We start from the raw sequence: 22,335 nt of genomic DNA on the forward strand, positions 1-22,335 counted from the left end.
AACCTTACTTTTTCTTATTGATTCTTCTTTGTCTTTGATCTTCTTTTGCTTTTTTGAATTTCGCTTTTTTCTTATAGCCAGGTTTGACACTTTTTGGTCTTGCAACTGCTTTTCCACCGGTTCTTTTTTGCTCTTTTGGTTTCGATGTTGCTTGACTTGTTTCTGTTGTAGATCGAGTCGTTTTTTTCTTCCCTGGTACACCGAGTGGTGCACGCTCAAGTTGAGTCCAGTTACCTTGCTTGAAATCATAATATGTAAACGTAATTCCACGCTTCAGTAACTTTTCGACTGCCTGCTGATCATGATCTTCATAAATAGTATAGGCGATCCCGTCTAAACCTGCTCGAGCAGTCCGTCCTACACGATGAATGTAAAAATCTAAATCTTTTGGTAAGCCAAAGTTAATAATATGCGTAACACCTTTCACATCAATCCCACGTGCAGCTAAATCTGTTGCAACTAAATACTGTACTTTCACTTCTTTAACATGCTTCATCACTTGCTTTCGTTGTCTAGGTTGCAATCCACCGTGGAGCCGTTCTACATTTAGACCTGCGGCTAGCATTGCATCCGCTACTTCGTCAGCTTGTTCTTTCGTATTTGTGAAGACAATAGCTAAATAAGGATTTATTGATTTGGCAATATCGACTACAAATTGAATCTTCTCACGATGTCTAAGCGGAACAATACGGTGCTCAATTTTCGTTGCAGTCACATGCTTTGGTTCTACCTGGACATGACGTGGATCTGTCATATATTTTTTTAGAAAAGGTTGAAGCTTTTCTGGAATCGTTGCAGAAAAGACCATCATTTGTAACGATTCAGCCATCCGAGATGCCACTTTGTCTACATCAGCGATAAAGCCCATATCAAGCATTTGATCAGCTTCATCCACTACTAGCATATTGGCCGTATACACTTGCAAGGCCTGATCATCAATTAAATCCCCAATTCTTCCCGCAGTTCCGACAACAATGTGAGGTTGCTGTACTTTCAAACTATCGCTCGCACGTGTACGATCTGTTCCCCCAACTAAAAGTTTCGCCTGAATCATTTCGTCTTCGTGACAAAATTGTAAGAGCTTTTTTAATTCATCAAATAATTGTCCAGCAAGTTCACGGGTCGGTGCTGTAATGACCGCTTGTACTTCCTGAACTGAAGGATTAATACGGTCAAGAATTGGTAATAAAAAGGAAAGTGTCTTCCCTGTTCCTGTTTGAGATTGTCCGATAACATCTCTTCCGTTTCGTATTGCCGGAATGAGTCTTTCTTGTATTTCTGTAGGTAATGTAAACCCTTGATCACTTAAAGCCTCTAATAGAAAAGGCTTAAGTTCAAATCGCTTAAAATTTTCTGATTTCATGTAACATTCAACTTCCTTCCGATGCCTTTGTGCAATACTTCATTTTATCATATAATGTCGTATTTTGCTTATTTCTCACACTATTAATTAAAATCCTTTTCTTTTCATGATCTCTTTACTCTTTTTTTCACCGCATTCTCTTCATTTGCATATAGTTGTTATAAGAGTTTACGTATCTTATTTTTATGTTCCCCAAAATTAGGAGACTGTACACTTACTAAATCTGTTTATACTAGGAAAGGAGACTTACTCATGCAACCATTTTTTGGACCCCCGTTTGGCTCCATGCCTATGCAAGGAATGAGTCAAGCTGCCAATATGCTCTCGCAAGGAGCTCCTCAAGCAGCCAACATGTTAGGAGGAGCAGGAGGGCAGGCATTGAGAGGCGGAGGCCTTCTTTCAAGGTTACTCGGTGGTCTTGGTGGTGGTGCCCAAAGTGCAGCAGCTGCCAGTCCTATGATGAGCGGTCTTCCCTCAGCTGCTGCAGCTGGTGGAGGGATGAATTTCACTACCATGTTAACCAATGCCCAAAAAGTATTAGGATTAACTCATCAAGTTGTTCCTATGATTCAACAGTATGGACCACTTATCCGTAATGCACCCGCGCTATGGAAAATCATGATGAATAATAATTCGGATGCCAGTTCTAGTGAGATGCAACCAAATGAACAAGAGCAAGAGCAAATTCAAACTCCTGTTGCAATTGAGGAAACCGAAGATCACATTCAATCCCCCATCACAATAGACGATACAGATCACGACAATAATCAAATATCTCAACAGATAATATCTAATTCCTCTTTAGAAAATCAAGTTAGTAAATCCAGACACCCAGCTTCCTTCAAACCTAAAAACATTCAAGGAATTCCTGGCCCAAAATTGTATATTTAACCAATAATGAGAAAAACTAAAGTAGATTATTCATTATGCAATTTTTTTATTGACAAGAATCGCACAATGATAGTAAAATTTACTTTTGTATTTTTTTATGTTATACTATGGTTACTACTCGATTGGAGGAATGCCCATGTTTAAAGTTGGTGACCACGTTGTCTATCCATATCACGGTGCAGGAACAATTCAAGATATTGAAGAAAAGGATGTTTTAGGTGAAACGCATTCTTATTTTATCCTTAACTTTCCGCTCGTAGATGTGAAGCTTATGCTTCCAGAAAGCAAGATTAATGATTCTGGTTTGCGTAAGATAATAGACCAATCAGAGTTAGATTCACTTGTAGACGCACTGCAAAACGGACCAGATATTCCGCCATCTACAAGTCATTTTTCTCGTGAGACCGAAAATCTCTTAAAGAGTGGAAGCATTATTGATGCAGCTCATTTGATTTCATCTCTTTCAAGAAAGCAAACAGAACGGGCAAACGGCCTCCATATTCAAGACCGTAATCACTTACAGAAAGCTCGACAAATGATTGCTAGTGAACTTGTCCTCGTAAATGATATGACTGAGGAGCAAGCTTATGAATTTATTGATGATGCACTTATTGAGTTAAAACAAGCGTAAGCATTGTCACTTGAAAGAAACTACATTATACTATATAGCAGGAAAACAAGGCTGTCTCGAGTTATTCAAGAGACAGCCTGCTGTTGTTTTTCTCCCTGATTTAGTTTAGTCATTGTCTAAATAAATCGTTCTCTAGTCTTTACTAATAGGAGGCAACCAATGAATGTAAAGAAAATTTCTCCAAGAGGGTATTGTTACGGCGTAGTTGATGCAATGGTTTTAGCAAGGCAAGCTGCTGCAAACTTGGACTTGCCAAGACCCATTTATATTTTAGGAATGATTGTCCATAACAAGCATGTTACGGATGCATTTGAAGAAGACGGAATCATTTCATTAGATGGTCCAAATCGATTAGAAATTCTTAAGCAAGTGGATAAAGGAACTGTGATCTTTACTGCTCATGGGGTATCCCCAGAAGTTCGTAAACTAGCGAAAGAAAAAGGACTCACCGTTGTTGATGCGACTTGCCCTGATGTCACGCGTACACATGATTTAATTAAAGAGCAAGTAGCACAAGGATACGAAATTATTTATGTTGGTAAGAAAGGACATCCTGAACCTGAAGGGGCTATTGGAGTCGCACCTCACGCAGTTCACCTTGTCGAATCAACTGAAGATGTACAAAATTTACAAATAAAAACAGACAAAATTATCATTACGAATCAAACAACGATGAGTCAATGGGACGTTAGCGATATTATGAAAAAAGCGATGGAAATGTATCCAAGTGCTGAAGTTCATAATGAAATTTGCTTGGCGACTCAAGTTAGACAAGAAGCAGTTGCTGAGCAAGCAAAAGAGTGTGATCTTGTCATTGTCGTTGGTGACCCTAAAAGTAATAATTCCAATCGATTAGCACAAGTATCAGAACAAATAGCGGGAACAAAGGCATATCGCATTGGTGATATTACAGAATTGCAGCAAGATTGGTTACAAGGCGTGACGACGGTTGGTGTTACTTCCGGCGCATCAACTCCTACACCCATTACAAAAGAAGTGATTTCCTTCTTAGAAAACTACGATCCTGAATTGAATTCAGATTGGAACCCAGAACGGAAAGTGTCCCTGCAAAAAATATTACCGAAAGTTAAGGTTAAAAATTAGATGTAAGAATAAGACTGTTCCTTTTGACAAAGGAACAGTCTTATTTGTATGGAGTTGGTATGATTACAATCTCTCTATACAAACTGAAACGGGTCAGTATTAGGCTCTGAGACAATCACAGACGTATCGTATTTAGACTGTTCTAGAAAATCGTCAAAGAATCTTTTTACTCCTTGTTTCATAATTTTTTCTACGTTATGCCCTGGATCAACAATATGTAATCCATCCATCATCGCATCGTGCGCAACATGATAGTAGACATCTCCTGTCACAAAGACGTCAGCTCCTTTATAGATTGCTGCATTCATATATTTATTTCCATCTCCACCGAGCACGGCCACTTTCTGTACATTTGCAGATAAGTCTCCAACCACTCTAGCCCCTTTAACTCCAAAAGCTTTTTTTACATGCTCAGCAAACTCACCTAATGGCATAGCCGTTTCTAATTTTCCAATTCGACCTAGGCCCAGAACTTCTCCTTTATTATCTAAAGGATAGATATCATAAGCTGGTTCTTCATATGGATGGGCTTTTATAATTGATTTGATCACTTTATTTTGAAGGTGAGCCGGTATAATGGTTTCTACTTTCATTTCATCTACAAATTCAAGCGTCTCTTTTTCTCCTATAAAGGGGTTGGTTCCTTCTTCAGGTTTAAAGGTTCCTTGTCCATTACTATTAAATGTACAATGACTATAGTTTCCTATGTGCCCTGCACCAGCATTCCCAAGCGCCTCTCTTACTTCCTCTACATGTGTTTTCGGAACAAACACCACCACTTTTTTTAAAGATGTAGTCATGGTCGGTGCTAGCACTTCTGTCTGCTTCAATCCAAGTGCTTCAGCCATCATATCATTGACTCCACCCTTAGCTATATCTAAGTTTGTATGAGCTGCATAAATAGTGATGTCATGTTTGATAGCTTTAGCAATAATTCTCCCGTGAGGTGTATCTACATCTACTTTTTTTAACGGCCTAAATAGCAATGGATGATGAGCCACAATTAAATCAACCGACTTTTCAATCGCTTCATCTATTACTTCCTCTAGTACATCTAAAGCCACCATTACTTTTTTTATTTCCTTATTTAACGTTCCTATCATTAGCCCATTTTTATCTCCCTCAACAGCAAGTGACTTAGGTGACCATGATTCAAAATGTTGGATCAAAGCTTGACCATTTATATATTTAGTCATTGAACTAATACCTCCTCAACCATACTAATTTGGTTTAATAGTTCCCTTCTTTTTTGTTCTACCTGTTCATTGGCATTGGCGTTCTCAAACTGAGCTAAGACTCGCTTCCAGTTTTTTAACTCTTCTTGCCATTTTCTATGAAACGCAGAATTGGCCTCTTTTATTAAATAAGGACCAAGCAATATCTTTTGTTCTGTATGTTCTTCATATAAATATGTATCATCACCACGATTAGCAATTAGAATTTCGTAAATTTTATTATCTTCTTCTAGAATCTCCTCAGCAATTAAAAGCCAACCGTTTTCACGTAGCCATCTTCGTATAATATGTGCCGATACGTTAGGCTGTAAAATGAGAGTCTTGACTCCTTCAAGCTTGTCCCTTCCTTCATCAAGGATCGTGGAAATAAGACTTCCTCCCATTCCTGCAATCGTCACTGTATCCACTTCATTGGGAGCTAGCACCTCAAGCCCATTTCCTTTTCTCACATCTATTCTTTCAGCTAAGCCCGACTTTTCCACTTGCTTTTTTGCTGACTGAAAAGGACCTTCATTGACTTCACCTGCAATGGCCGTACATTCTGGATCATCTAAACATAAATAACATGGCAAATAAGCATGGTCTGACCCAATATCAGCAACCTTTGCTCCTTTTGGTACATAATTCGCCACTCTTATTAACCTTTCTGACAAATGCCTCTCATTCATATCATCACCTAATTATGTATCAATTTTTATTTATCATTATTTCCTCATCTACCTTATTTATCCTTTGTGAACTCTAAGATGAGTATATAGAAAAGACGAGAGCTCAATATTCACTCTCGTCTTTGTATTTATTCCGATTCAGCTAACAAGTATTGAGCAATGGCATCCGCTTCAACATCATTTAAGTTTGTAATAGCTGGCATGGTTCCGTAACCGCCTGTAATAATATCAGCAATTTCTTCGACTGAATATTTACCATCAAGCGCTGTTAGTGCAGGACCTGATGCTCCACCAAGATCTCCACCATGACAGCCAATACATGATTGCTGAGCAAGTTCTTGACCAGCAGTAACAGGGTCATCGAACTCTTCTACTTCTTCAGCCTCTTCTGGATCAGCATTCATTTGAGCACGCTGATCTAGCCCAACAAATGAAAGTGCTACCATAAGCAAAATTCCAACAATAGCAGTAATAGCAAATGGTAATAATGGTCTTCCTTTCATTATCATATCCTCCTTTAAATAATATCGGATCACACTTATCGTCAAACTTATGTAGACGCTTTTAAAGATTCCCTTCTCATTCTACTTGATATTGTCCATAAAGAAAAGGGATCTTTTAAGTTTTGCTTTTTTTGTCACTCTTTTTCTTTTTTAGCTAAATAAAATATAAATCGCAAAGACTAGACCTAAAACACCTGCTAGTAAAAAAATACGTAACGAAAAACGCCATCCAATTATAATCCAAGCAATACAATGAATGATCGTGAGGTACGGAATAGAATAAGAAGTTTCAAAAAACAATACGGCTATTTCTACTGAAAACAAAAAAAAGATAAGAGCTATGAGCATGAAATAATAAGAAGATACTAGTTGATTGGTTGACTTACTCGCAATTATCCATATGGCTGCCGTTAATATAACGACAAAAGCCATTTGCATTACTAAAAGAAAATCGGTAAAATAAATGACAAGAATTGTTAAAAGAAATGAGACATGTACAATCAAAAACGTGAACCATAATTGGTTCAAACCTGTCTGTTTCTTATTGCTTTTACCTACGTCTTGATCTCCTTCTGTATAGAGCGTCAAGAGAAAATCACAATAATGCTCTGGTAATAACTTTGTAGCTTTCCAATGCTGTATTTCGTTTATAATAATTTCTTTTCTGTTCTTGTCCATCTTTGTCCTCCTGCAAGCCTTTAATTTAGAAGGCAAGCCAAAAGGCCTGATTCCCAATACGCATATAGTCATTGATAGTGACAATGCATTCTACTTCGGAACCAGACCCATATAAAGACTCTTTTTTCCTTAATACAACCTTTTACGAAAATGTACTACTCGAGAAAATCTTTTAGACGTTTACTTCGACTTGGGTGACGAAGCTTTCTCAATGCTTTCGCCTCAATTTGGCGAATCCGTTCACGAGTAACACCAAAAACTTTACCAACTTCTTCTAATGTTCGAGTTCGGCCATCATCTAAACCAAAACGTAGACGTAGAACATTTTCTTCTCGATCTGTTAATGTATCAAGAACATCTTCAAGTTGTTCTTTTAATAACTCATATGCTGCTGCATCAGAAGGAGCTAACGCTTCTTGGTCTTCAATAAAGTCGCCAAGGTGTGAGTCGTCCTCTTCCCCAATAGGAGTTTCTAAAGAAACTGGTTCTTGAGCAATCTTTAAAATTTCTCTCACTTTATCTGGAGTTAATTCCATTTCCTGAGCTACTTCTTCCGGTGTTGGTTCACGACCAAAATCTTGAAGAAGTTGACGTTGTACTCTAATTAACTTATTAATCGTTTCTACCATATGAACGGGTATACGAATCGTACGTGCCTGATCGGCAATGGCACGAGTAATTGCTTGCCTAATCCACCATGTTGCATACGTACTAAATTTATACCCTTTTTCATAGTCGAACTTTTCAACTGCTTTGATAAGTCCCATGTTTCCTTCTTGAATAAGATCTAAAAATAGCATTCCACGACCGACATATCGCTTTGCGATAGAAACAACAAGACGCAAATTCGCTTCCGCTAACCTTCTTTTTGCTTCTTCATCACCTTGTTCAATGCGTTTGGCAAGCTCAATTTCTTCTTCAGCCGAAAGAAGGGGAACACGACCAATTTCCTTTAAATACATTCGGACAGGATCATTTATTTTAATCCCTGGTGGTACACTTAAATCATTCAAATCAAATTCTTCTTCATCTTTTACTGCTTGTTGGAGATTCGGAACAACATCGTCTGCCTCATTAAGAATTTCGACCCCTTGTTCACCTAGATATTCAAAAAACTCATCCATTTGATCAGAATCTTGATCAAACGCTGCTAATTTTTCTGTAATTTCAGCATAAGTAAGTACCCCACGCTTTTTACCAATCTCCACTAATTGTTCTTTCACTTGATCGATAGACAATTCACCTTCCGCTAATGGGCGTAGTGGTTTATCTGCCATTCGATCCCCTCCTTCCATTGTTCACACCAAAGCTTCTTGCCAATACACGTTAGTGAAGCTCTTGTTTCATACGATTAATTTCCATTAGCAGTCTAGCTGCTTCTATCGGATCTCGTTCTCGCTTCATTTCTAATTCTTTTTGTTGTATTTGTACCCGCTTTGGATAAGTTTCAATCAAATTCATATAGTCGAGCAATTCTTTCTCTTGATAATCTTCATTTACAGGCATCATTGCAAGTTCGGTAGCAATTCTAATTAACTTTTCATCTTGTAAGCCTTGTATGAATTGACTAGGACTCGCTTCATGTCCTTCTCCAAAATAGGCAAACAAATGAGCTGCTAAAGCCTGATGTTCATCAATATGAAATTCGCCACCAATTCTCTCTTGAACAAGTTCTGCCACTTCTACATCCCTCATCATGTGAGCTAATAAAAATCGCTCTGCATTTTGATGAGCTGGCAACAATTTCTTTGTCTCGAAAGTAGATTTTCTTGTTTGTGTAGGTTTCTCTTTTGATGAATACTGATTCTGCTCCTGGTTACGCTTCGTTCGATAAATTTGGAGCTGTTCTTGCTTTAATGCTTCTAAAGAGATCGAAAACTCTTCCGCAATTTGCCTTAGGTAATGATCTCGTTCAACGGCTCGAGGCAACGTCGCTATTTCTGTTAAGACGTCTTCAATATAACTCATTCTCTCTGCTTCATTTTGCATATTCTTACCTTTACGCAAATAACGCATTTTAAATGACATTAACGTTAAACTTTCCCCTATTACATCCGATCTAAATCGTTCTGAACCATATGTACGAATATAGTCATCGGGGTCAAGCCCTTCTGGCATTTGAGCGACCTTAACAGTACATCCAACTTGCTCTAATATTCCAGCAGACCTAAACGCCGCATTAGTTCCTGCTTTATCAGAGTCATAACAAATGGTAACCATTTCTGCATTTCGCCTAATTACCTTAGCTTGTTCTTCCGTCAAAGCGGTGCCAAGTGTAGCAATTGTATTAGAAAGTCCCGCTCCCCAAGCTGCAATAACATCAACATATCCTTCAAACAACACAACAGAACCTTGCTTTCGAATAGAAGGTCTAGCCAAATGAAGGCCATAAAGGGTGTTCCCCTTATGAAAGATTGGTGAGTCTGAACTATTTAAGTACTTTGGCTTTTCATCTGAGATGGTGCGTCCACCAAAGGCAATTACATTGCCTTGACCATCCCAAATTGGAAACATTAACCGGTTCCGAAAACGATCATAATACCCATCTTTTGATTCTCTTTCTCCTAATAAGCTAGCTTGAACCATTGTGTCTAACGAAAAATTTCGTTTAGTTAAAATAGTGACCAACGAATCCCAGCGATCTGGTGCAAAACCAATCTGAAAATGATTAATTTGTTCCCTTGTAAAACCACGCTCTTTGACATACTCACGGCCTTCGGACCCTTGTTCTGTTAAAGTTAAAACGTGATAATATAGTTTTGCGGCCAGTTCATGCGCTGAACGCATCAATGACTGTGGACCCTCCACTACTCTTTCTTGGTCAGTAGCCTCTGGTAAAGCGATATTAGCTCGTTCTCCCAGTTTTCTTACTGATTCAATAAATGATAATCCTTCTAACTCCATTAAGAACGAAAAAACATTTCCACCAGCACCACAACCAAAACAATGATAAAGTTGTTTATCAGGTGATACAGAAAAGGAAGGTGATTTTTCTCCGTGAAAGGGGCATAATCCAATATACTGTCGACCTTGCTTTTTTAGTTGTACATAATCACTAATTATTTCGACAATATCTGATGAGCGCCTAATTAACTCAACCTTTTCATCCGGAATTCGATTGCTCATTATGTTCATCACCATCTTAAAATCATACCAATTTCTCTTACATTCGAGTTTTTTTGCTATGTTCCTTCTTTTTCTGTAACAATTTTTGTGAGTTGTTCAATAAATCTAGAACGGTCTTCTTGTCGAAAAGGTTTTGGTCCTTTTGTCTTTCCACCCATTCTTCTATGTTTTTGAGAAACATATCTTGCGTCTAACATTTGCAAAATGGTTTCTTCTCGATAGACAAACCCACGTGGAGATAATGCGATAACCCCTTTAGCTAATAAAATAGAAGCAAGAGCATGGTCTTGAGTTACACAGATGTCTCCTTTTTTTATATTGTTCATCAAATATAAATCGACAGCTTCTTTTTCATTATCTACAGTTACAACTTTTGCAGTACTCGGAAGTGTCAATGTGTGTGAGTATGATGAAACAAATACCATGGGAAGAGTAACGAACTCACAAATTTCTACTATTTCTGATTTAACCGGACAAGCGTCTGCGTCAACATAAATGGTTTTTACTGAAGGTTTCATATAGTTGAATTCAACATCCCCTTCAAAAATCCTGCAATCATTTTAAAGAATTTCGTAGATATTTGTCGAATAAAAACCCTTCAACGAAGTTCGTTTTTTTTATCCTTACTATCATTACCAAAAAACAAAGAAAAAGTCTTGACTTTTAAAATTTATTTGTTCTTTTTTTTATTATGACTAAAAAATCTTTGCTATTAGAATCACAATTCTCTATTATACGCAACTTTCCCTTCTTTGACTAGTTAAAAAATAAAAAGTATCTTACGCGCTTGCGCAAGATACTTTTTATTATTTTTTTAAAAACATACTAGAGATTAAATTTGCGGTTTCTTCCACAGCCTTATTTGACACATCAATGACCGGACAACCGATCCGTTTCATAATTTTTTCTGAATAAGCCAATTCCTCTTTTATTCGATCTAAGTTCGCATAATTTGCCTGAGCCTTCAAACCAAGAGCTTTTAAACGCTCTGCTCTAATATCGTTTAATTTCTCTGGGCTTATTTTCAAACCTACACACTTTTTCGGTGTTATATGGAATAATTCTTTAGGAGGCTCTACCTCAGGAACTAATGGTACATTCGCTACCTTTAATCGTTTATGAGCAAGATATTGAGAAAGTGGCGTTTTAGAAGTACGTGATACACCAATTAACACAATATCAGCACGAATGATCCCCCTTGGGTCACGGCCATCATCATATTTAACAGCAAACTCAATCGCTTCTACTTTACGAAAATAATCTTCATCTAATCGATATATCAAACCCGGTTCATAGCGAGGCGCCTTCTTTGTAAGAGTACCTATCTTCTCCAACATGGGCCCAATAATATCAACTGTATCAACTCCAGCTTCTTCCGCGAGAGTTAATAGATGCTCTTTAATATCCGGGACAACAAGCGTAAAGGCAATTAATGCATGGGCCTTACGGGCTAGAATAATCACTTCTTCAATTGTCTCTTTATCTTCCACATAGGGAATTCGTCTAACTTCAAGCCCTGCGCTACTAAATTGACTAGCAGCCGCCTTCACGACTAGTTCAGCTGTTTCACCAACAGAATCTGAAACGACGTAAACAACAGGGCGTTGCCTACCCTCTTCCATGAACGCTCCTCCTCACCACTCTTAAATGACTTCATCGTTTGCTAAATCTACTAATAGTGCTGTAATATTCGTTTTTGTAATTCGACCAACTACTTCAAAACGTGAACCGTAGTCTACCTCGACTACGATCGGAAGTCCGTCTATTTGCTTATCAATTAACTTATTAGCTACTTCAATGATAAGATCATCTTGTTTACAAACCGTTATATTTGGCATTCTTGTCATGATAATACTAACAGGAATGGACTCTAGAGCTTGCTTACCAAGACTTGCTCGCAGAAGATCTTTTCTTGAGAGGACACCTACTAAGGTTATATGTTTATCCACCACAAATAATGTGCCAACATCCTCAAGAAACATCTGACAAATCGCATCATACACTGAAGCAGATTCCTGTACGACAACAGGTCTAGACTGGTATTCATTTACTGTGATGTTCTTTACTTTATCAGCTAACATCTGATTGCCAGACTTACCTGTGTAAAAATATCCGACTCTTGGCCTTGCATCTAAATATCCGGCCATCGTTAAAATTGCTAAGTCAGGTCGAAGAGTCGCCCTTGTAAGAGAAAGACGCTCCGCTATTTGTTCGCCTGTAATCGGTCCGCTTTCCTTAACAATCTCAACAATTTGCTCTTGTCTTTTTGTAAGTTCGATTGGTTTTCACCGTCCTTGCACATAAAAGTGCCATACTAATTATATAAATATTATATACGAATGAAAGCCAATTTGGAAAGAAAAAGCTCGATTTCCGTCAATTCAGTACACTCGATCTAAGCGAACACAATGTTTTGAAATTGAGCAAATGTATGAATGACCTTTGCCAGCTCATCCATTTGGGCTAAACGGTTAGCTCGAACTTGCTCATTTTCAGACATGACCATTATATTGTCAAAATATCGATTGATGACCGGTTCTGAACTTGCGAGCGCCTCAAAAGCACTACTTGCATCTCCTTTTTCTAGAGCTACTTCTACCTGAACTTTCAACTCTTCATAATGCTTAAATAATGCTTCCTCTTCTTCTTTTTCAAATAAAGACGAATCAATAGCTTTTCCACCATCAGCTTTTTTGGCGATATTGGTTACACGACTAAGAGCCTCAACAACTTTTTTGAAAGCGACATCCCCTCTTTTTTCGGTAATCACTTTCGCCTTTTGAATTACAGTTGGAAGGTGCCCTATTTCTTCAACTAAAACCGCGTCGATGATATCATACTGAACCCCTTGATCCTGTAGCAATGCTCGTACACGTAAGCGGAAGAAATCAAACAGTTCTTTTTCAATCTCTTCAGAATCTCGTTTAAGCAATTTCCTTCCTTCGGCAATTCCTAACGTTATTTTAAGAAGTTGCTGAAGGGTGATTTCCAACTTGTGATCATGAAGCATTTGAACAACACCTGCTGCTTGGCGTCTAAGAGCATAAGGGTCTTGTGAACCTGTAGGGATAAGACCAATTGCAAAGCATGTTACTATTGTATCTAGCTTTTCTGCCACACTTACGATCGTGCCTGCTAGTGTCGATGGGCTCGTATCTCCTGCAAAGCGAGGCTTATACTGTTCGTGAATTCCTTTTGATACCTCTTTTGATTCTCCTGCTAGCTCCGCATAAACTTCTCCCATTCTTCCTTGTAATTCAGGGAATTCATTTACCATTTGAGTCACCAGGTCAAACTTACCTATTTCTGCGATTCGATTTGCCGTCTGTAGCGTAGTTGAATTAACTTGAAGTTGTTCACTAAGCTTAGCTACAATTTGACTTACTCGTCTTACTTTATCTCCGACAGAACCAAGCTCTTCATGATAAACGATTTGTTCTAGCCTTTGAAGCGCATCTTTAATATCTAATTTTTGGTCTTCATGATAAAAGAAAGCAGCATCAGACAGTCTCGCACGAAGAACTTTCTCATTCCCCTTAGAAACATTTTCTAGGTGTTGATGATCTCCGTTACGAACCGTGATGAAATAAGGCAATAAATCACCGTTTTCATCTTGAACCGGAAAATAACGTTGGTGCTCTTTCATTGATGTAATTAGAACTTCTTTTGGAAGCTTTAAGAAATCCTCATCAAAACTTCCAGAAAGCGCTGTTGGATATTCTACAAGATGAGTGACTTCTTCCAATAAATCTTCATCAATCGGTACAACCCAACCATTTCCCTCAGTCATCGATTCAATTTGATTTCGAATGGCTCTTTTTCTTTCATCGGGGTTTGCAATGACATATTCTCCTAGTAGTGAAACGACATAGTCATTCGGAGTCTTTAATTCAATTTCATTCCCGAGGAATCTATGACCAGTGGTTTTATTCCCCGATGTAATTCCTGTAATAGAAAAGGGAATAATTTCATCTCCATACATAGCAACAAGCCATCTAATTGGGCGAGCAAAGCGTAAATCGTTGCTACCCCAACGCATATTTTTAGGGAAATGCAATGAGAGTATTAGCTCTTTCATCGTCGGAAGAAGATCTACGGTTTTTTTCCCAGCAACAAACTTATTGGCAAAAATGTATTCTACTCCTTTTACCTCTTTAAAAAACAAATCATCAGTTGCCACACCTTGGCCACGCGCAAAGCCTTGTGCAGCTTTGGACCAATTTCCATCCCCATCATAAGCTATTTTCTTTGCAGGACCTTTCGCTTCTTCCTCAATGTCAGGTTGGCTCTCATCCAAACCTTCGACCAAAATAGCAAGACGTCTCGGTGTAGCAAATGCAGAAATGGTATCATAATTTAGTCTCTCTTCACGAAGCCACGTCTCGATTTTTTCCTTAAATTGATTAATCGAATTCGTAACAAATCGTGCAGGCAATTCTTCTAACCCGATTTCTAATAGGAAGTCTCTCTTACTCATTGACGTTTCCCTCCTCTTTTTTTAACATTGGGAACCCAAGACGCTCTCGTTCATCGTAATACAATTTTGCTGCAGTACGTGCTAAATTCCTAACTCGTCCAATATACCCTGTTCTCTCTGTTACAGATATAGCACCACGTGCATCGAGCAAGTTAAATGTATGGGAACATTTCAAGATGTAATCGTACGCTGGAAAAACCAGCCCTTCATCTAACGCTCTCTTTGCTTCTTGCTCATACGTTCCAAATAGTGAAAACAGCATTTGCGTATCAGATACTTCGAATGTATATTTTGAATGCTCATATTCCGGTTGTTTGAAAATATCCCCATACGTAAACCCTTCTACCCATTCAAGATCAAACACATTTTCTTTGTCCTGAATATAAGAGGCAAGTCGTTCTAGGCCGTAAGTGATTTCCGCCGATACTGGATTCGCTTCTAGCCCACCTACTTGTTGAAAATAGGTAAATTGAGTAATTTCCATTCCGTCTAACCATACTTCCCATCCTAAACCCGCACAGCCTAGTGTTGGATTTTCCCAGTTATCTTCAACAAAGCGAATATCGTGCTCTAATGGGTTAATTCCAAGAGCCTCTAAGCTTTTTAAATAAAGTTCTTGAATATTAATAGGAGACGGCTTCATGATAACTTGAAATTGATGATGCTGATACAATCGGTTCGGATTTTCCCCATATCTTCCATCCGCTGGACGACGAGACGGTTCCACATAGGCTACATTCCACGGCTCTGGTCCTATTGTTCGTAACAAGGTGAAAGGACTCATCGTCCCTGCTCCTTTCTCCGTATCATACGCTTGCATAATCATACAATTTTGTTTTGACCAATACTCTTGTAACGTCAAAATCATATTTTGAACATTCACTTTTACTTCCTCCTTCTTTTTTATGGTGTCATTCGAGTAATCAAGGTATAAGAAAAAGCTCTCATCCCTATGTCATTAAGACATAGGGACGAGAGCTCCTCCCGCGGTTCCACCCTATTTATTAGAGAATGTAGGTTCTCTAATCACTTTCATCGAATGTGCTCCAGAATGCCTTCCTGATCATCATAAGCCCTAGCTCTCACTATCCTAGGTTCGCTTTCTTAAGAGAGGATCAGTACTAATTTCCATCAATGCACCATATGTTATTATTAGCATCATACTAAATCTTCAGCTAAGGTGTCAATCTTCCGCTTAAAAATCTTGCATCCGCTCCATTTGTTCGAGAAATCGTTTGGATTTTAATCTTAATCCAGAATACTCATCATAATAAGCAGATAGTATTTCTTTTAATTCATTTTTCGTTTCTTTTTTTAATGAAATTTGTCCAAGGCGTTGTAAATCAATATAGAAAAACAATCTCAATAACCTTGCTGTATGACCTGAAATACGATACGCCTTTTCATCTCGATGCGAGCAACGATTACATAAAAAACCTGCATGTCGAATTGAAAAAGCAACAGGCACATCGGCTGAACGACAACTCACACATTGGTCTAACTCTGGCTTAATCCCTGCAACGGCAAGCATCTTAACTTCGTAAATTCTAAGCAAAACATCGGAATCAATTCCTTCATTCAGAAAATAGAGCGTCTGATAGAGCAATTCAAAATGATATGGATTTCTACTTCTTTCCTCTGTTAACTTATCTGTAAGTTCAACTATGTATGTTGCATAAGAGGCTCGAAATAAATCACTTCGAACCTCTCGAAAAGAATTTACTATGTCTGCTTGGCTGAGGGAACCCAGTCCTTGACTTTGTTGATAAACAAACGTGCCATAAATAAACAATTGAGAAGCAGCCGATAACCGATTTTTCGGTTTCTTCGCTCCACGGGACATAACACCCACTTTTCCAAACTCTCTCGTAAATAATGTTACAATTTTATTGGACTCGCCGTAATCGGTTGTTCGAATCACAATACCTTCAACTTTCTGAATCATGTTTGTCACCACACGTCCTTTGTGAGGTGTCAACATACATTAGTGTGTGGGAGCGTCGGATGTTTCAAAATCCTCCATGTCTTCTGTTCCGAATTGATCATCTGAATCCCGCTCTAGTTCTTTCAACAATAAATACGTATCTACATTACCTGTCATTGAAAAGACTTTCCATGAAAAATCGAGCATTTCAGAATCCACCTTTCTATATAAAAGACTTAGACTTACGCTCTATACTTGTATGATGACCTACTTTCCTAGAATCATGATAAGGAAATATTGTTAATTGAAATAACTTGACATTCACTAGTTCCATTATTTGTTTATCTATAACTATGATAATTGGTTATACATGAAAAAACAATGGATATTCGCCCATCCATTGTTTAAGGAATTGATTAAAGTTTTAAAAGAAAAAGAAAGAGCACCCTTTTCTCCTGATTCATGCGAACATGGTGGCGCTGGCTTCTCTCGCCGTGCGCCTTTTAAGAAGACCACTTAAAAGGCTTATAACATTACGGCGGCTCCGCTCAGCGCTTCGATTTAAAAGAAACAGGGAAGGGCGCCCTGTTTCTTTTAAATCTTTAGTATTCATCTTCTCTAAATCCGAAGTCTCTGAGGTGGGCTGGTTTGTTGCGCCAGTCTTTTTGGACTTTTACCCAAATTTCAAGAAAGACTTTTGAACCGAGTAACGCTTCAATATCTCCTCTTGCTCGCTTTCCTACTTCTTTTAGCATTGAACCTTGTTTTCCGATAATGATTCCTTTTTGGGAAGAGCGTTCTACAATAATGGTTGCTCCAATATAAACGGTATCACTATTGTCGCGTTTCTTCATCTGTTCAATGTTGACGGCAACTGAATGAGGGATTTCTTCTCTTGTTAAATGTAACACCTTCTCACGAATGAGCTCCCCTACGACAAATCTCTCAGGGTGATCCGTTACTTGATCACTCGGATAATATTGCGGTCCTTCTTCTAAGTACTCTGTAATTTGCTCCATTAAGGTTGGAACATTGTTTCCTTGTAACGCCGAAATAGGGATCACTTCTTTGAAATCATATTTTGTACGATACGTTTCAATAACACCTAGCAAATCATCTGGTGCAATTTTATCAATTTTATTTATAACAAGAAACACAGGAGTGGTTGTATCTTTCAAACGTTCTATTATAAACTCTTCTCCTGATCCAAAAGCTTCCGTTGCGTCTACAACATATAGAACTAAATCTACTTCACGCAATGTATTTTGTGCTACCTTCATCATAAAGTCACCAAGTTTATGCTTGGGTTTATGTATCCCTGGAGTATCAATAAAAACAATTTGAGATTCATTGCTTGTATAAACACCTTGAATCTTATTCCTTGTTGTTTGCGGTTTATCTGACATAATCGCAATTTTTTGTCCAATCACATGATTTAACAACGTTGATTTCCCAACATTCGGTCGACCAATAATAGAAACAAATCCTGACTTAAATCCTTTTTCGTTATTCATCCATATCCTCCGCTGTAAATGCTCCTGGTAGTAATTCTTCTACCGTCATTTCTGTAATATCACCTTTTAAATTTGTTAAGATAACGGGTGTATCTTTGGAACATAGCTCGGCCATTACTTGACGACATGCACCACAGGGTGATACTGGCCTGTCTGTTCCTGCTACGACTGCTATCATTTTCACGTCACAATTTCCATCTGAATAAGCTTTAAATAAAGCTGTCCGTTCAGCACAATTAGTTAGCCCAAATGAAGCATTCTCAATATTAGCACCTCGGTAAACTTCGCCATTCCCCATAAGTAGAGCTGCACCTACAGGAAAATGCGAATACGGAACATACGCTTTTTCTCGCGCCCGCTTAGCTTCAACTATTAATTCTTCTTTATTCAAGGTCCTCATCCTTTCTTCTTGAGCGTACATGAACGACCATTTCCTGCTCATCGTATTCAGTTTCCATTTTATCTACAATAGCTTCTGGATCGGGCGGTACAACAACCCCTCCAGAAATAATAAATTTTAACCCTTGTTCAACCGTCATGTTTAATACAATCACATCATCCCTTGGTACAAGGACAAGCCACCCAGAGGTTGGGTTAGGTGTGGTTGGTAGAAACACGTTAATACAATCTCTAGAGGTAACTCTTTGCACTTCTCCTTTTGACTCCCCTGTCTGGAAACCAACCGTATAAAGGCCTTTCCTTGGATATTCTACAAGCACAACGTTTTTAAAAGAAGAACGTTCTTGTGCAAAAGCATGAATAACTTGTTCTACAGATGTATAAATGGAATTGGCAATTGGAATTTTACGAAAAGAACGATCAATCGTACCGAATATTTTATGACCTTTCCCTTGAATTCGCATCGCTCCAACCCATGTAATTAGTAAAATTGTTAAGACAAAACCAATTCCTAGTAGACGTTCAGAAAAAGGTGTATATACACCAAGAAAGTATATCCGGCCTTCTTCCGTAGTAATGATATTCAACGCTTTTAATACATCTGTTATAAAAGATCCGAGAAATGCATCGATTAATCCAAATAAAAATTGTATTACATAAATCGTTGCTATCGCAGGTAACAAAAAGATAATGCCTGCAATAATATTTTTTTGAAATCTTTTCCACATATAGAGGAGACTCCTCTCAACCTTTTCTAAAACAGTGCGAGTAATGCAGGAATAAATAGAATGCAGCCAATTATAACAGCAAACAAACAGTACACAAAGACGGCAGCTGCCGCAATATCTTTTGCCCTTTTAGCTAAAGGGTGAAACTCTTCTGTTACTAAGTCGACCGTTCGTTCAATCGCCGTGTTCATAATTTCTAAAGCAAACATTCCAGCTATCACTATTAGTAATAATAACCAATGAGTGACTGGAAAATCCAACAAAAAGGCAGCTAGTAAAGTAATCGTTGCAACAACCAAATGAATTTGCATATTTTGTTCATTTTTTACGACGTAGCCGAACCCCTGAGAAGCATAGGAAAATGACCTGAGTAAACGTTTAAACCCTCTCTTATTTCTATCTTGTAAGCCCATAAGCTGCCAAAATGTCCTCCTGCCTTGAGAACATTTCCTTCTCATCGGCTTCTGTCATATGGTCGTAGCCTAGCAAGTGTAACATTCCATGAACCGTTAAAAATCCTAATTCCCGTTCAAAAGAGTGACCATACTCCATTGCCTGCCTTGTTATATGAGGGGAAGAGATAATGATATCTCCAAGAATGTTAGGCATATCCTCAGAGTAGACAAACTCAGGTTCATCCTCTTCTTGTTCGTTTAAAGCAAATGAAATAACATCGGTTGGTTGATCTTTATCACGATACTCTTTATTAATTTCCTGTATTCGCTGCTCATCTACAACCGAAACCGATACTTCAATGTCACCCGTTAATTGTTCTAGCTCAGCTGTTTTTAAAATAACAGACTCTATCAACTTTTGTTGTTCTTCCGTTATACTATTTGTTTCATCATTAAAATCGACGATTACATTCATGCTTTTTCTCCCTTTCCTTTTACATCCTCTGGGTACTCAATTCTTTGATGGAAGGTTCCTTTTAATGTTTCAAGAATAGATACTGCGATCTGATCTAATTCTTTTAATGTTAAATCAGACTCATCAAATTGGCCATCTTCTAGTTTATCTTGAATAATTTTTCGCACGAGCGTTTCAATTTTGTCTGGAGTTGGCTTTTGTATCGTCCGCACAGCTGCCTCTACGCTATCTGCAATTCCGACAATAGCCGAAACTTTTGTCTGCGCTTTGGGACCTGGGTAGCGAAATTGTGCTTCTGGTATTGGCTGTTCCGCATCTTGGTTAGCTTTGTGATAAAAATATTTTAATAAAGTTGTACCATGATGTTGTTCAGCAATATCGATAATTTCTTTAGGCATTTTGTATTCCCTCAATAAATCAGCTCCATCATAAGGATGTGCAATGATAATCGTTCTACTTAACTGAGGAGAAATTTTATCATGTGGATTTTCCATCCTCATTTGATTTTCGATAAAGAAATGAGGCCTTTTCGTCTTCCCTAAATCATGATAATAAGAACCAACACGTGCTAATAATCCATTTTCTCCAATTGTTTCGCAAGCAGCTTCAGCCAAGTTCCCCACAACAACACTATGATGATACGTACCTGGAGCTTCTACTAAAATCTTCCGTAAGAGTGGATGGTTCGGGCTTGAAAGCTCAATTAGTCTTGATGTTGACAGAATGCCAAATCCTGCTTCGAAAAACGGCAATAAACCAATTGTTAAAACCGCTGCTACAAAACCAGATAGAAACGCAAATCCAACATGCATCCCAATTTCAAACCAGCCGCTTTGGACGGATTTCATAAACAGGAGCGCAACAATGGCTACGATATTAATAGCCGAAACAAACAATCCGGCACGAAGAATTCTAGAGATCCGATTTGACTTATCTAAAAAATAGGCACCTGCAAAAGAACTAAATAATATATAAAAACCATACGTAAAATGAAACGTCCCAACTGTCTCATTATTGAACATAATACTGCCAATTACGGCAAACATAATACCAGTAAATAATGCGAGGCGAGTATGAATTAGCAATGTTATTAGCATCGCTCCTATTGAAACAGGTACAACAAAACCAATCCCTTGAATTTCTAGACCTTCTAGAAGACTCGTTATTTTCATAATAACCACCGTTACAATAAAAATTAACATGAACATTAATAGGTGACTATTATTTTTCTGAACTGAAGTTTGCGCTTCATTTACATAGTAAGCCAACATACCCATAATAAGTAAAACGAGCAACACTAGTCCGATATATGGAAAAATATTAAAGGAGCCATCTAATAACCCGACAATACGAAGCTGTTCATAGATGTCATGAGTAATCATTTCCCCTTCTTTTACAAGCAATTGACCTTCCCTTATTAAAACAGGTTCAACACTTTCAGCAGCTTCTTGTCTTACTTGTTCTGTTGCATTAGCATCATATATATAATTGGGAATGATCGCAAATTGAGCAACTTCCATCATCGCATCTAATAAACGACTCGTTACCGTTGATATGGCGATTTGGTTGCTCACTTCTTGTTTTGCATCCGCTAATTCACGAATAGAAATTCGCTCACTCATTACTTCGTGAACAGCATTTGTTGTAGTCTCTCTTGCAATTTGTAATTGTGAATCCGACGCTTCTAATAATGTGATAAGCGTCTGATCCGTAATGCCATTGTTCCTTCGTAAAGATAAAACATCTTTCACATGTTCAACGCGCCATTCTAAAATATCTTCCTCACTTGTATCTTCTCCTACTTCGTTAAGGTCTGGTTCTTCATTTTTAATTTGATTAACTAGATCGAAAATATCATCCACTTTTTTAACTTGATTTTGGGCATATTCTCTTTTCAAATCATAGACTGGTCCAATTTCATCTACAGCCGCACTTCGCCTTTCCTCAGTAGCAGTTTGATGCTCAATTGTAATCGGGGACCGAATATCTTTATCCGCAATTTGCGAAAGGCGTACATCCAAAGTTTCAGGAATAATATTCCCTAATAACAATATGTATAAAATGACTCCCACAGTAAAAAAAAGTATTCCTCGTATGTATTGATGATCACGTAGCCGCTTCCACCACTTTTGTTGATCAATGGATGATCTCCTCTTCAAATGATTCACCTCATTCCCTTCCACTTTTTAATGAAAAGCAAGGAGGCCGCCTCAGAAAGATCTGT

24 protein-coding genes are annotated in these 22,335 nt (G+C 38.1%); 4 read left to right on the top strand and 20 right to left on the bottom strand.

The window, feature by feature from the left end:
• Positions 1-4: 4 nt before the first annotated feature.
• Positions 5-1,363, bottom strand: coding sequence for a DEAD/DEAH box helicase (locus N0O92_RS16235; protein ID WP_315615709.1), 1,359 nt, complete (start codon positions 1,361-1,363; stop codon positions 5-7).
• A gap of 252 nt (positions 1,364-1,615) precedes the next feature.
• Here N0O92_RS16235 and vrrA point away from each other — a divergent pair, with 252 nt between their 5' ends.
• The 3 genes from vrrA to N0O92_RS16250 all read left to right on the top strand — a co-directional run bounded on the left by vrrA (position 1,616) and on the right by N0O92_RS16250 (position 3,989).
• Positions 1,616-2,254, top strand: a complete 639-nt coding sequence (vrrA, locus tag N0O92_RS16240) for a VrrA/YqfQ family protein (RefSeq protein WP_315615710.1) — start codon at positions 1,616-1,618, stop codon at positions 2,252-2,254.
• Positions 2,255-2,390: 136 nt separating this feature from the next.
• On the top strand, positions 2,391-2,885 hold the full coding sequence (locus tag N0O92_RS16245) for a CarD family transcriptional regulator (protein ID WP_315615711.1): 495 nt from the start codon (positions 2,391-2,393) through the stop codon (positions 2,883-2,885).
• Positions 2,886-3,044: 159 nt separating this feature from the next.
• Positions 3,045-3,989, top strand: a complete 945-nt coding sequence (locus tag N0O92_RS16250) for a 4-hydroxy-3-methylbut-2-enyl diphosphate reductase (RefSeq protein WP_315615712.1) — start codon at positions 3,045-3,047, stop codon at positions 3,987-3,989.
• Positions 3,990-4,063: 74 nt separating this feature from the next.
• Here the strand turns inward: N0O92_RS16250 and N0O92_RS16255 are convergent, their stop codons facing one another.
• The 13 genes from N0O92_RS16255 to N0O92_RS16315 form a co-directional block, all read right to left on the bottom strand.
• Positions 4,064-5,185 (bottom strand): Nif3-like dinuclear metal center hexameric protein, encoded by a 1,122-nt coding sequence (locus N0O92_RS16255; RefSeq protein ID WP_315615713.1) that lies wholly within the window; start codon positions 5,183-5,185, stop codon positions 4,064-4,066.
• Positions 5,182-5,892 carry a tRNA (adenine(22)-N(1))-methyltransferase gene (locus tag N0O92_RS16260; protein WP_315615714.1) on the bottom strand — a complete coding sequence of 237 codons (711 nt, stop codon included), beginning with the start codon at positions 5,890-5,892 and terminating at the stop codon, positions 5,182-5,184. Before N0O92_RS16260 ends, N0O92_RS16255 begins: the two co-directional genes overlap by 4 nt.
• Positions 5,893-6,020: 128 nt before the next feature.
• Entirely contained in the window at positions 6,021-6,395 is a 375-nt protein-coding gene (gene cccA / locus N0O92_RS16265; RefSeq protein ID WP_315615715.1) for a cytochrome c550, read from the bottom strand.
• Between the two features lie 150 nt (positions 6,396-6,545).
• On the bottom strand, positions 6,546-7,073 hold the full coding sequence (locus N0O92_RS16270) for a hypothetical protein (RefSeq protein WP_315615716.1): 528 nt from the start codon (positions 7,071-7,073) through the stop codon (positions 6,546-6,548).
• Between the two features lie 155 nt (positions 7,074-7,228).
• On the bottom strand, positions 7,229-8,350 hold the full coding sequence (gene rpoD / locus N0O92_RS16275) for an RNA polymerase sigma factor RpoD (RefSeq protein WP_034625024.1): 1,122 nt from the start codon (positions 8,348-8,350) through the stop codon (positions 7,229-7,231).
• 49 nt (positions 8,351-8,399) lie between these two features.
• Positions 8,400-10,199 (bottom strand): DNA primase, encoded by a 1,800-nt coding sequence (gene dnaG, locus N0O92_RS16280; protein ID WP_315615717.1) that lies wholly within the window; start codon positions 10,197-10,199, stop codon positions 8,400-8,402.
• A 56-nt stretch (positions 10,200-10,255) separates the two neighbouring features.
• Entirely contained in the window at positions 10,256-10,717 is a 462-nt protein-coding gene (locus tag N0O92_RS16285; protein ID WP_315615718.1) for a YaiI/YqxD family protein, read from the bottom strand.
• A 288-nt stretch (positions 10,718-11,005) separates the two neighbouring features.
• Complete coding sequence (locus N0O92_RS16290; protein WP_315615719.1) at positions 11,006-11,821, bottom strand: pyruvate, water dikinase regulatory protein; 816 nt, start codon at positions 11,819-11,821, stop codon at positions 11,006-11,008.
• Positions 11,822-11,842: 21 nt separating this feature from the next.
• Complete coding sequence (gene ccpN / locus N0O92_RS16295; protein WP_315615744.1) at positions 11,843-12,478, bottom strand: transcriptional regulator CcpN; 636 nt, start codon at positions 12,476-12,478, stop codon at positions 11,843-11,845.
• Between the two features lie 116 nt (positions 12,479-12,594).
• Positions 12,595-14,676 (bottom strand): glycine--tRNA ligase subunit beta, encoded by a 2,082-nt coding sequence (gene glyS, locus N0O92_RS16300; protein ID WP_315615720.1) that lies wholly within the window; start codon positions 14,674-14,676, stop codon positions 12,595-12,597.
• Positions 14,669-15,559 (bottom strand): glycine--tRNA ligase subunit alpha, encoded by an 891-nt coding sequence (glyQ, locus tag N0O92_RS16305; protein WP_315615721.1) that lies wholly within the window; start codon positions 15,557-15,559, stop codon positions 14,669-14,671. The genes glyS and glyQ overlap by 8 nt, the downstream gene beginning before the upstream one ends.
• 312 nt (positions 15,560-15,871) lie before the next feature.
• Positions 15,872-16,621 carry a DNA repair protein RecO gene (gene recO / locus N0O92_RS16310; RefSeq protein WP_315615722.1) on the bottom strand — a complete coding sequence of 250 codons (750 nt, stop codon included), beginning with the start codon at positions 16,619-16,621 and terminating at the stop codon, positions 15,872-15,874.
• 39 nt (positions 16,622-16,660) lie between these two features.
• Positions 16,661-16,807: a YqzL family protein gene (locus N0O92_RS16315; RefSeq protein ID WP_315615723.1), complete on the bottom strand. Its 147-nt coding sequence runs from the start codon at positions 16,805-16,807 to the stop codon at positions 16,661-16,663.
• A gap of 163 nt (positions 16,808-16,970) precedes the next feature.
• On the opposite strand from N0O92_RS16315, the gene N0O92_RS16320 reads away from it, so the two are divergent.
• On the top strand, positions 16,971-17,120 hold the full coding sequence (locus N0O92_RS16320; RefSeq protein ID WP_315615724.1) for a hypothetical protein: 150 nt from the start codon (positions 16,971-16,973) through the stop codon (positions 17,118-17,120).
• Positions 17,121-17,202: 82 nt separating this feature from the next.
• Here N0O92_RS16320 and era read toward each other — a convergent pair whose 3' ends face one another.
• Genes era through N0O92_RS16350 form a run of 6 tightly spaced genes read right to left on the bottom strand, consistent with a single transcriptional unit; the run spans position 17,203 to position 22,270 of the window.
• On the bottom strand, positions 17,203-18,114 hold the full coding sequence (gene era / locus N0O92_RS16325) for a GTPase Era (RefSeq protein WP_315615725.1): 912 nt from the start codon (positions 18,112-18,114) through the stop codon (positions 17,203-17,205).
• Positions 18,107-18,505: a cytidine deaminase gene (locus N0O92_RS16330; RefSeq protein WP_315615726.1), complete on the bottom strand. Its 399-nt coding sequence runs from the start codon at positions 18,503-18,505 to the stop codon at positions 18,107-18,109. Before N0O92_RS16330 ends, era begins: the two co-directional genes overlap by 8 nt.
• On the bottom strand, positions 18,498-19,241 hold the full coding sequence (locus N0O92_RS16335) for a DUF502 domain-containing protein (protein ID WP_315615727.1): 744 nt from the start codon (positions 19,239-19,241) through the stop codon (positions 18,498-18,500). Before N0O92_RS16335 ends, N0O92_RS16330 begins: the two co-directional genes overlap by 8 nt.
• A 26-nt stretch (positions 19,242-19,267) precedes the next feature.
• Positions 19,268-19,654, bottom strand: coding sequence for a diacylglycerol kinase family protein (locus tag N0O92_RS16340; RefSeq protein ID WP_315615728.1), 387 nt, complete (start codon positions 19,652-19,654; stop codon positions 19,268-19,270).
• Positions 19,638-20,111 (bottom strand): rRNA maturation RNase YbeY, encoded by a 474-nt coding sequence (gene ybeY, locus N0O92_RS16345; protein WP_315615729.1) that lies wholly within the window; start codon positions 20,109-20,111, stop codon positions 19,638-19,640. Before ybeY ends, N0O92_RS16340 begins: the two co-directional genes overlap by 17 nt.
• Positions 20,108-22,270 (bottom strand): HD family phosphohydrolase, encoded by a 2,163-nt coding sequence (locus N0O92_RS16350; RefSeq protein WP_315615730.1) that lies wholly within the window; start codon positions 22,268-22,270, stop codon positions 20,108-20,110. The genes ybeY and N0O92_RS16350 overlap by 4 nt, the downstream gene beginning before the upstream one ends.
• Positions 22,271-22,335 lie beyond the last annotated feature (65 nt).

The sequence above is a fragment of the Alkalihalobacillus sp. MEB130 genome, from assembly GCF_032335535.1.
Lineage (GTDB): Bacteria > Bacillota > Bacilli > Bacillales > Bacillaceae_D > Halalkalibacter.

What these genes read in the sequence shown, in the direction of transcription:
- N0O92_RS16235 (WP_315615709.1), bottom strand. Translation starts at nt 1,363, where the DNA reads ATGAAATCAGAAAATTTTAAGCGATTTGAACTTAAGCCTTTTCTATTA.
- vrrA (WP_315615710.1), top strand. Translation starts at nt 1,616, where the DNA reads ATGCAACCATTTTTTGGACCCCCGTTTGGCTCCATGCCTATGCAAGGA.
- N0O92_RS16245 (WP_315615711.1), top strand. Translation starts at nt 2,391, where the DNA reads ATGTTTAAAGTTGGTGACCACGTTGTCTATCCATATCACGGTGCAGGA.
- N0O92_RS16250 (WP_315615712.1), top strand. Translation starts at nt 3,045, where the DNA reads ATGAATGTAAAGAAAATTTCTCCAAGAGGGTATTGTTACGGCGTAGTT.
- N0O92_RS16255 (WP_315615713.1), bottom strand. Translation starts at nt 5,185, where the DNA reads ATGACTAAATATATAAATGGTCAAGCTTTGATCCAACATTTTGAATCA.
- N0O92_RS16260 (WP_315615714.1), bottom strand. Translation starts at nt 5,892, where the DNA reads ATGAATGAGAGGCATTTGTCAGAAAGGTTAATAAGAGTGGCGAATTAT.
- cccA (WP_315615715.1), bottom strand. Translation starts at nt 6,395, where the DNA reads ATGAAAGGAAGACCATTATTACCATTTGCTATTACTGCTATTGTTGGA.
- N0O92_RS16270 (WP_315615716.1), bottom strand. Translation starts at nt 7,073, where the DNA reads ATGGACAAGAACAGAAAAGAAATTATTATAAACGAAATACAGCATTGG.
- rpoD (WP_034625024.1), bottom strand. Translation starts at nt 8,350, where the DNA reads ATGGCAGATAAACCACTACGCCCATTAGCGGAAGGTGAATTGTCTATC.
- dnaG (WP_315615717.1), bottom strand. Translation starts at nt 10,199, where the DNA reads ATGAGCAATCGAATTCCGGATGAAAAGGTTGAGTTAATTAGGCGCTCA.
- N0O92_RS16285 (WP_315615718.1), bottom strand. Translation starts at nt 10,717, where the DNA reads ATGAAACCTTCAGTAAAAACCATTTATGTTGACGCAGACGCTTGTCCG.
- N0O92_RS16290 (WP_315615719.1), bottom strand. Translation starts at nt 11,821, where the DNA reads ATGGAAGAGGGTAGGCAACGCCCTGTTGTTTACGTCGTTTCAGATTCT.
- glyS (WP_315615720.1), bottom strand. Translation starts at nt 14,676, where the DNA reads ATGAGTAAGAGAGACTTCCTATTAGAAATCGGGTTAGAAGAATTGCCT.
- recO (WP_315615722.1), bottom strand. Translation starts at nt 16,621, where the DNA reads ATGATTCAGAAAGTTGAAGGTATTGTGATTCGAACAACCGATTACGGC.
- N0O92_RS16315 (WP_315615723.1), bottom strand. Translation starts at nt 16,807, where the DNA reads ATGCTCGATTTTTCATGGAAAGTCTTTTCAATGACAGGTAATGTAGAT.
- N0O92_RS16320 (WP_315615724.1), top strand. Translation starts at nt 16,971, where the DNA reads ATGAAAAAACAATGGATATTCGCCCATCCATTGTTTAAGGAATTGATT.
- era (WP_315615725.1), bottom strand. Translation starts at nt 18,114, where the DNA reads ATGAATAACGAAAAAGGATTTAAGTCAGGATTTGTTTCTATTATTGGT.
- N0O92_RS16335 (WP_315615727.1), bottom strand. Translation starts at nt 19,241, where the DNA reads ATGTGGAAAAGATTTCAAAAAAATATTATTGCAGGCATTATCTTTTTG.
- N0O92_RS16340 (WP_315615728.1), bottom strand. Translation starts at nt 19,654, where the DNA reads ATGGGCTTACAAGATAGAAATAAGAGAGGGTTTAAACGTTTACTCAGG.
- ybeY (WP_315615729.1), bottom strand. Translation starts at nt 20,111, where the DNA reads ATGAATGTAATCGTCGATTTTAATGATGAAACAAATAGTATAACGGAA.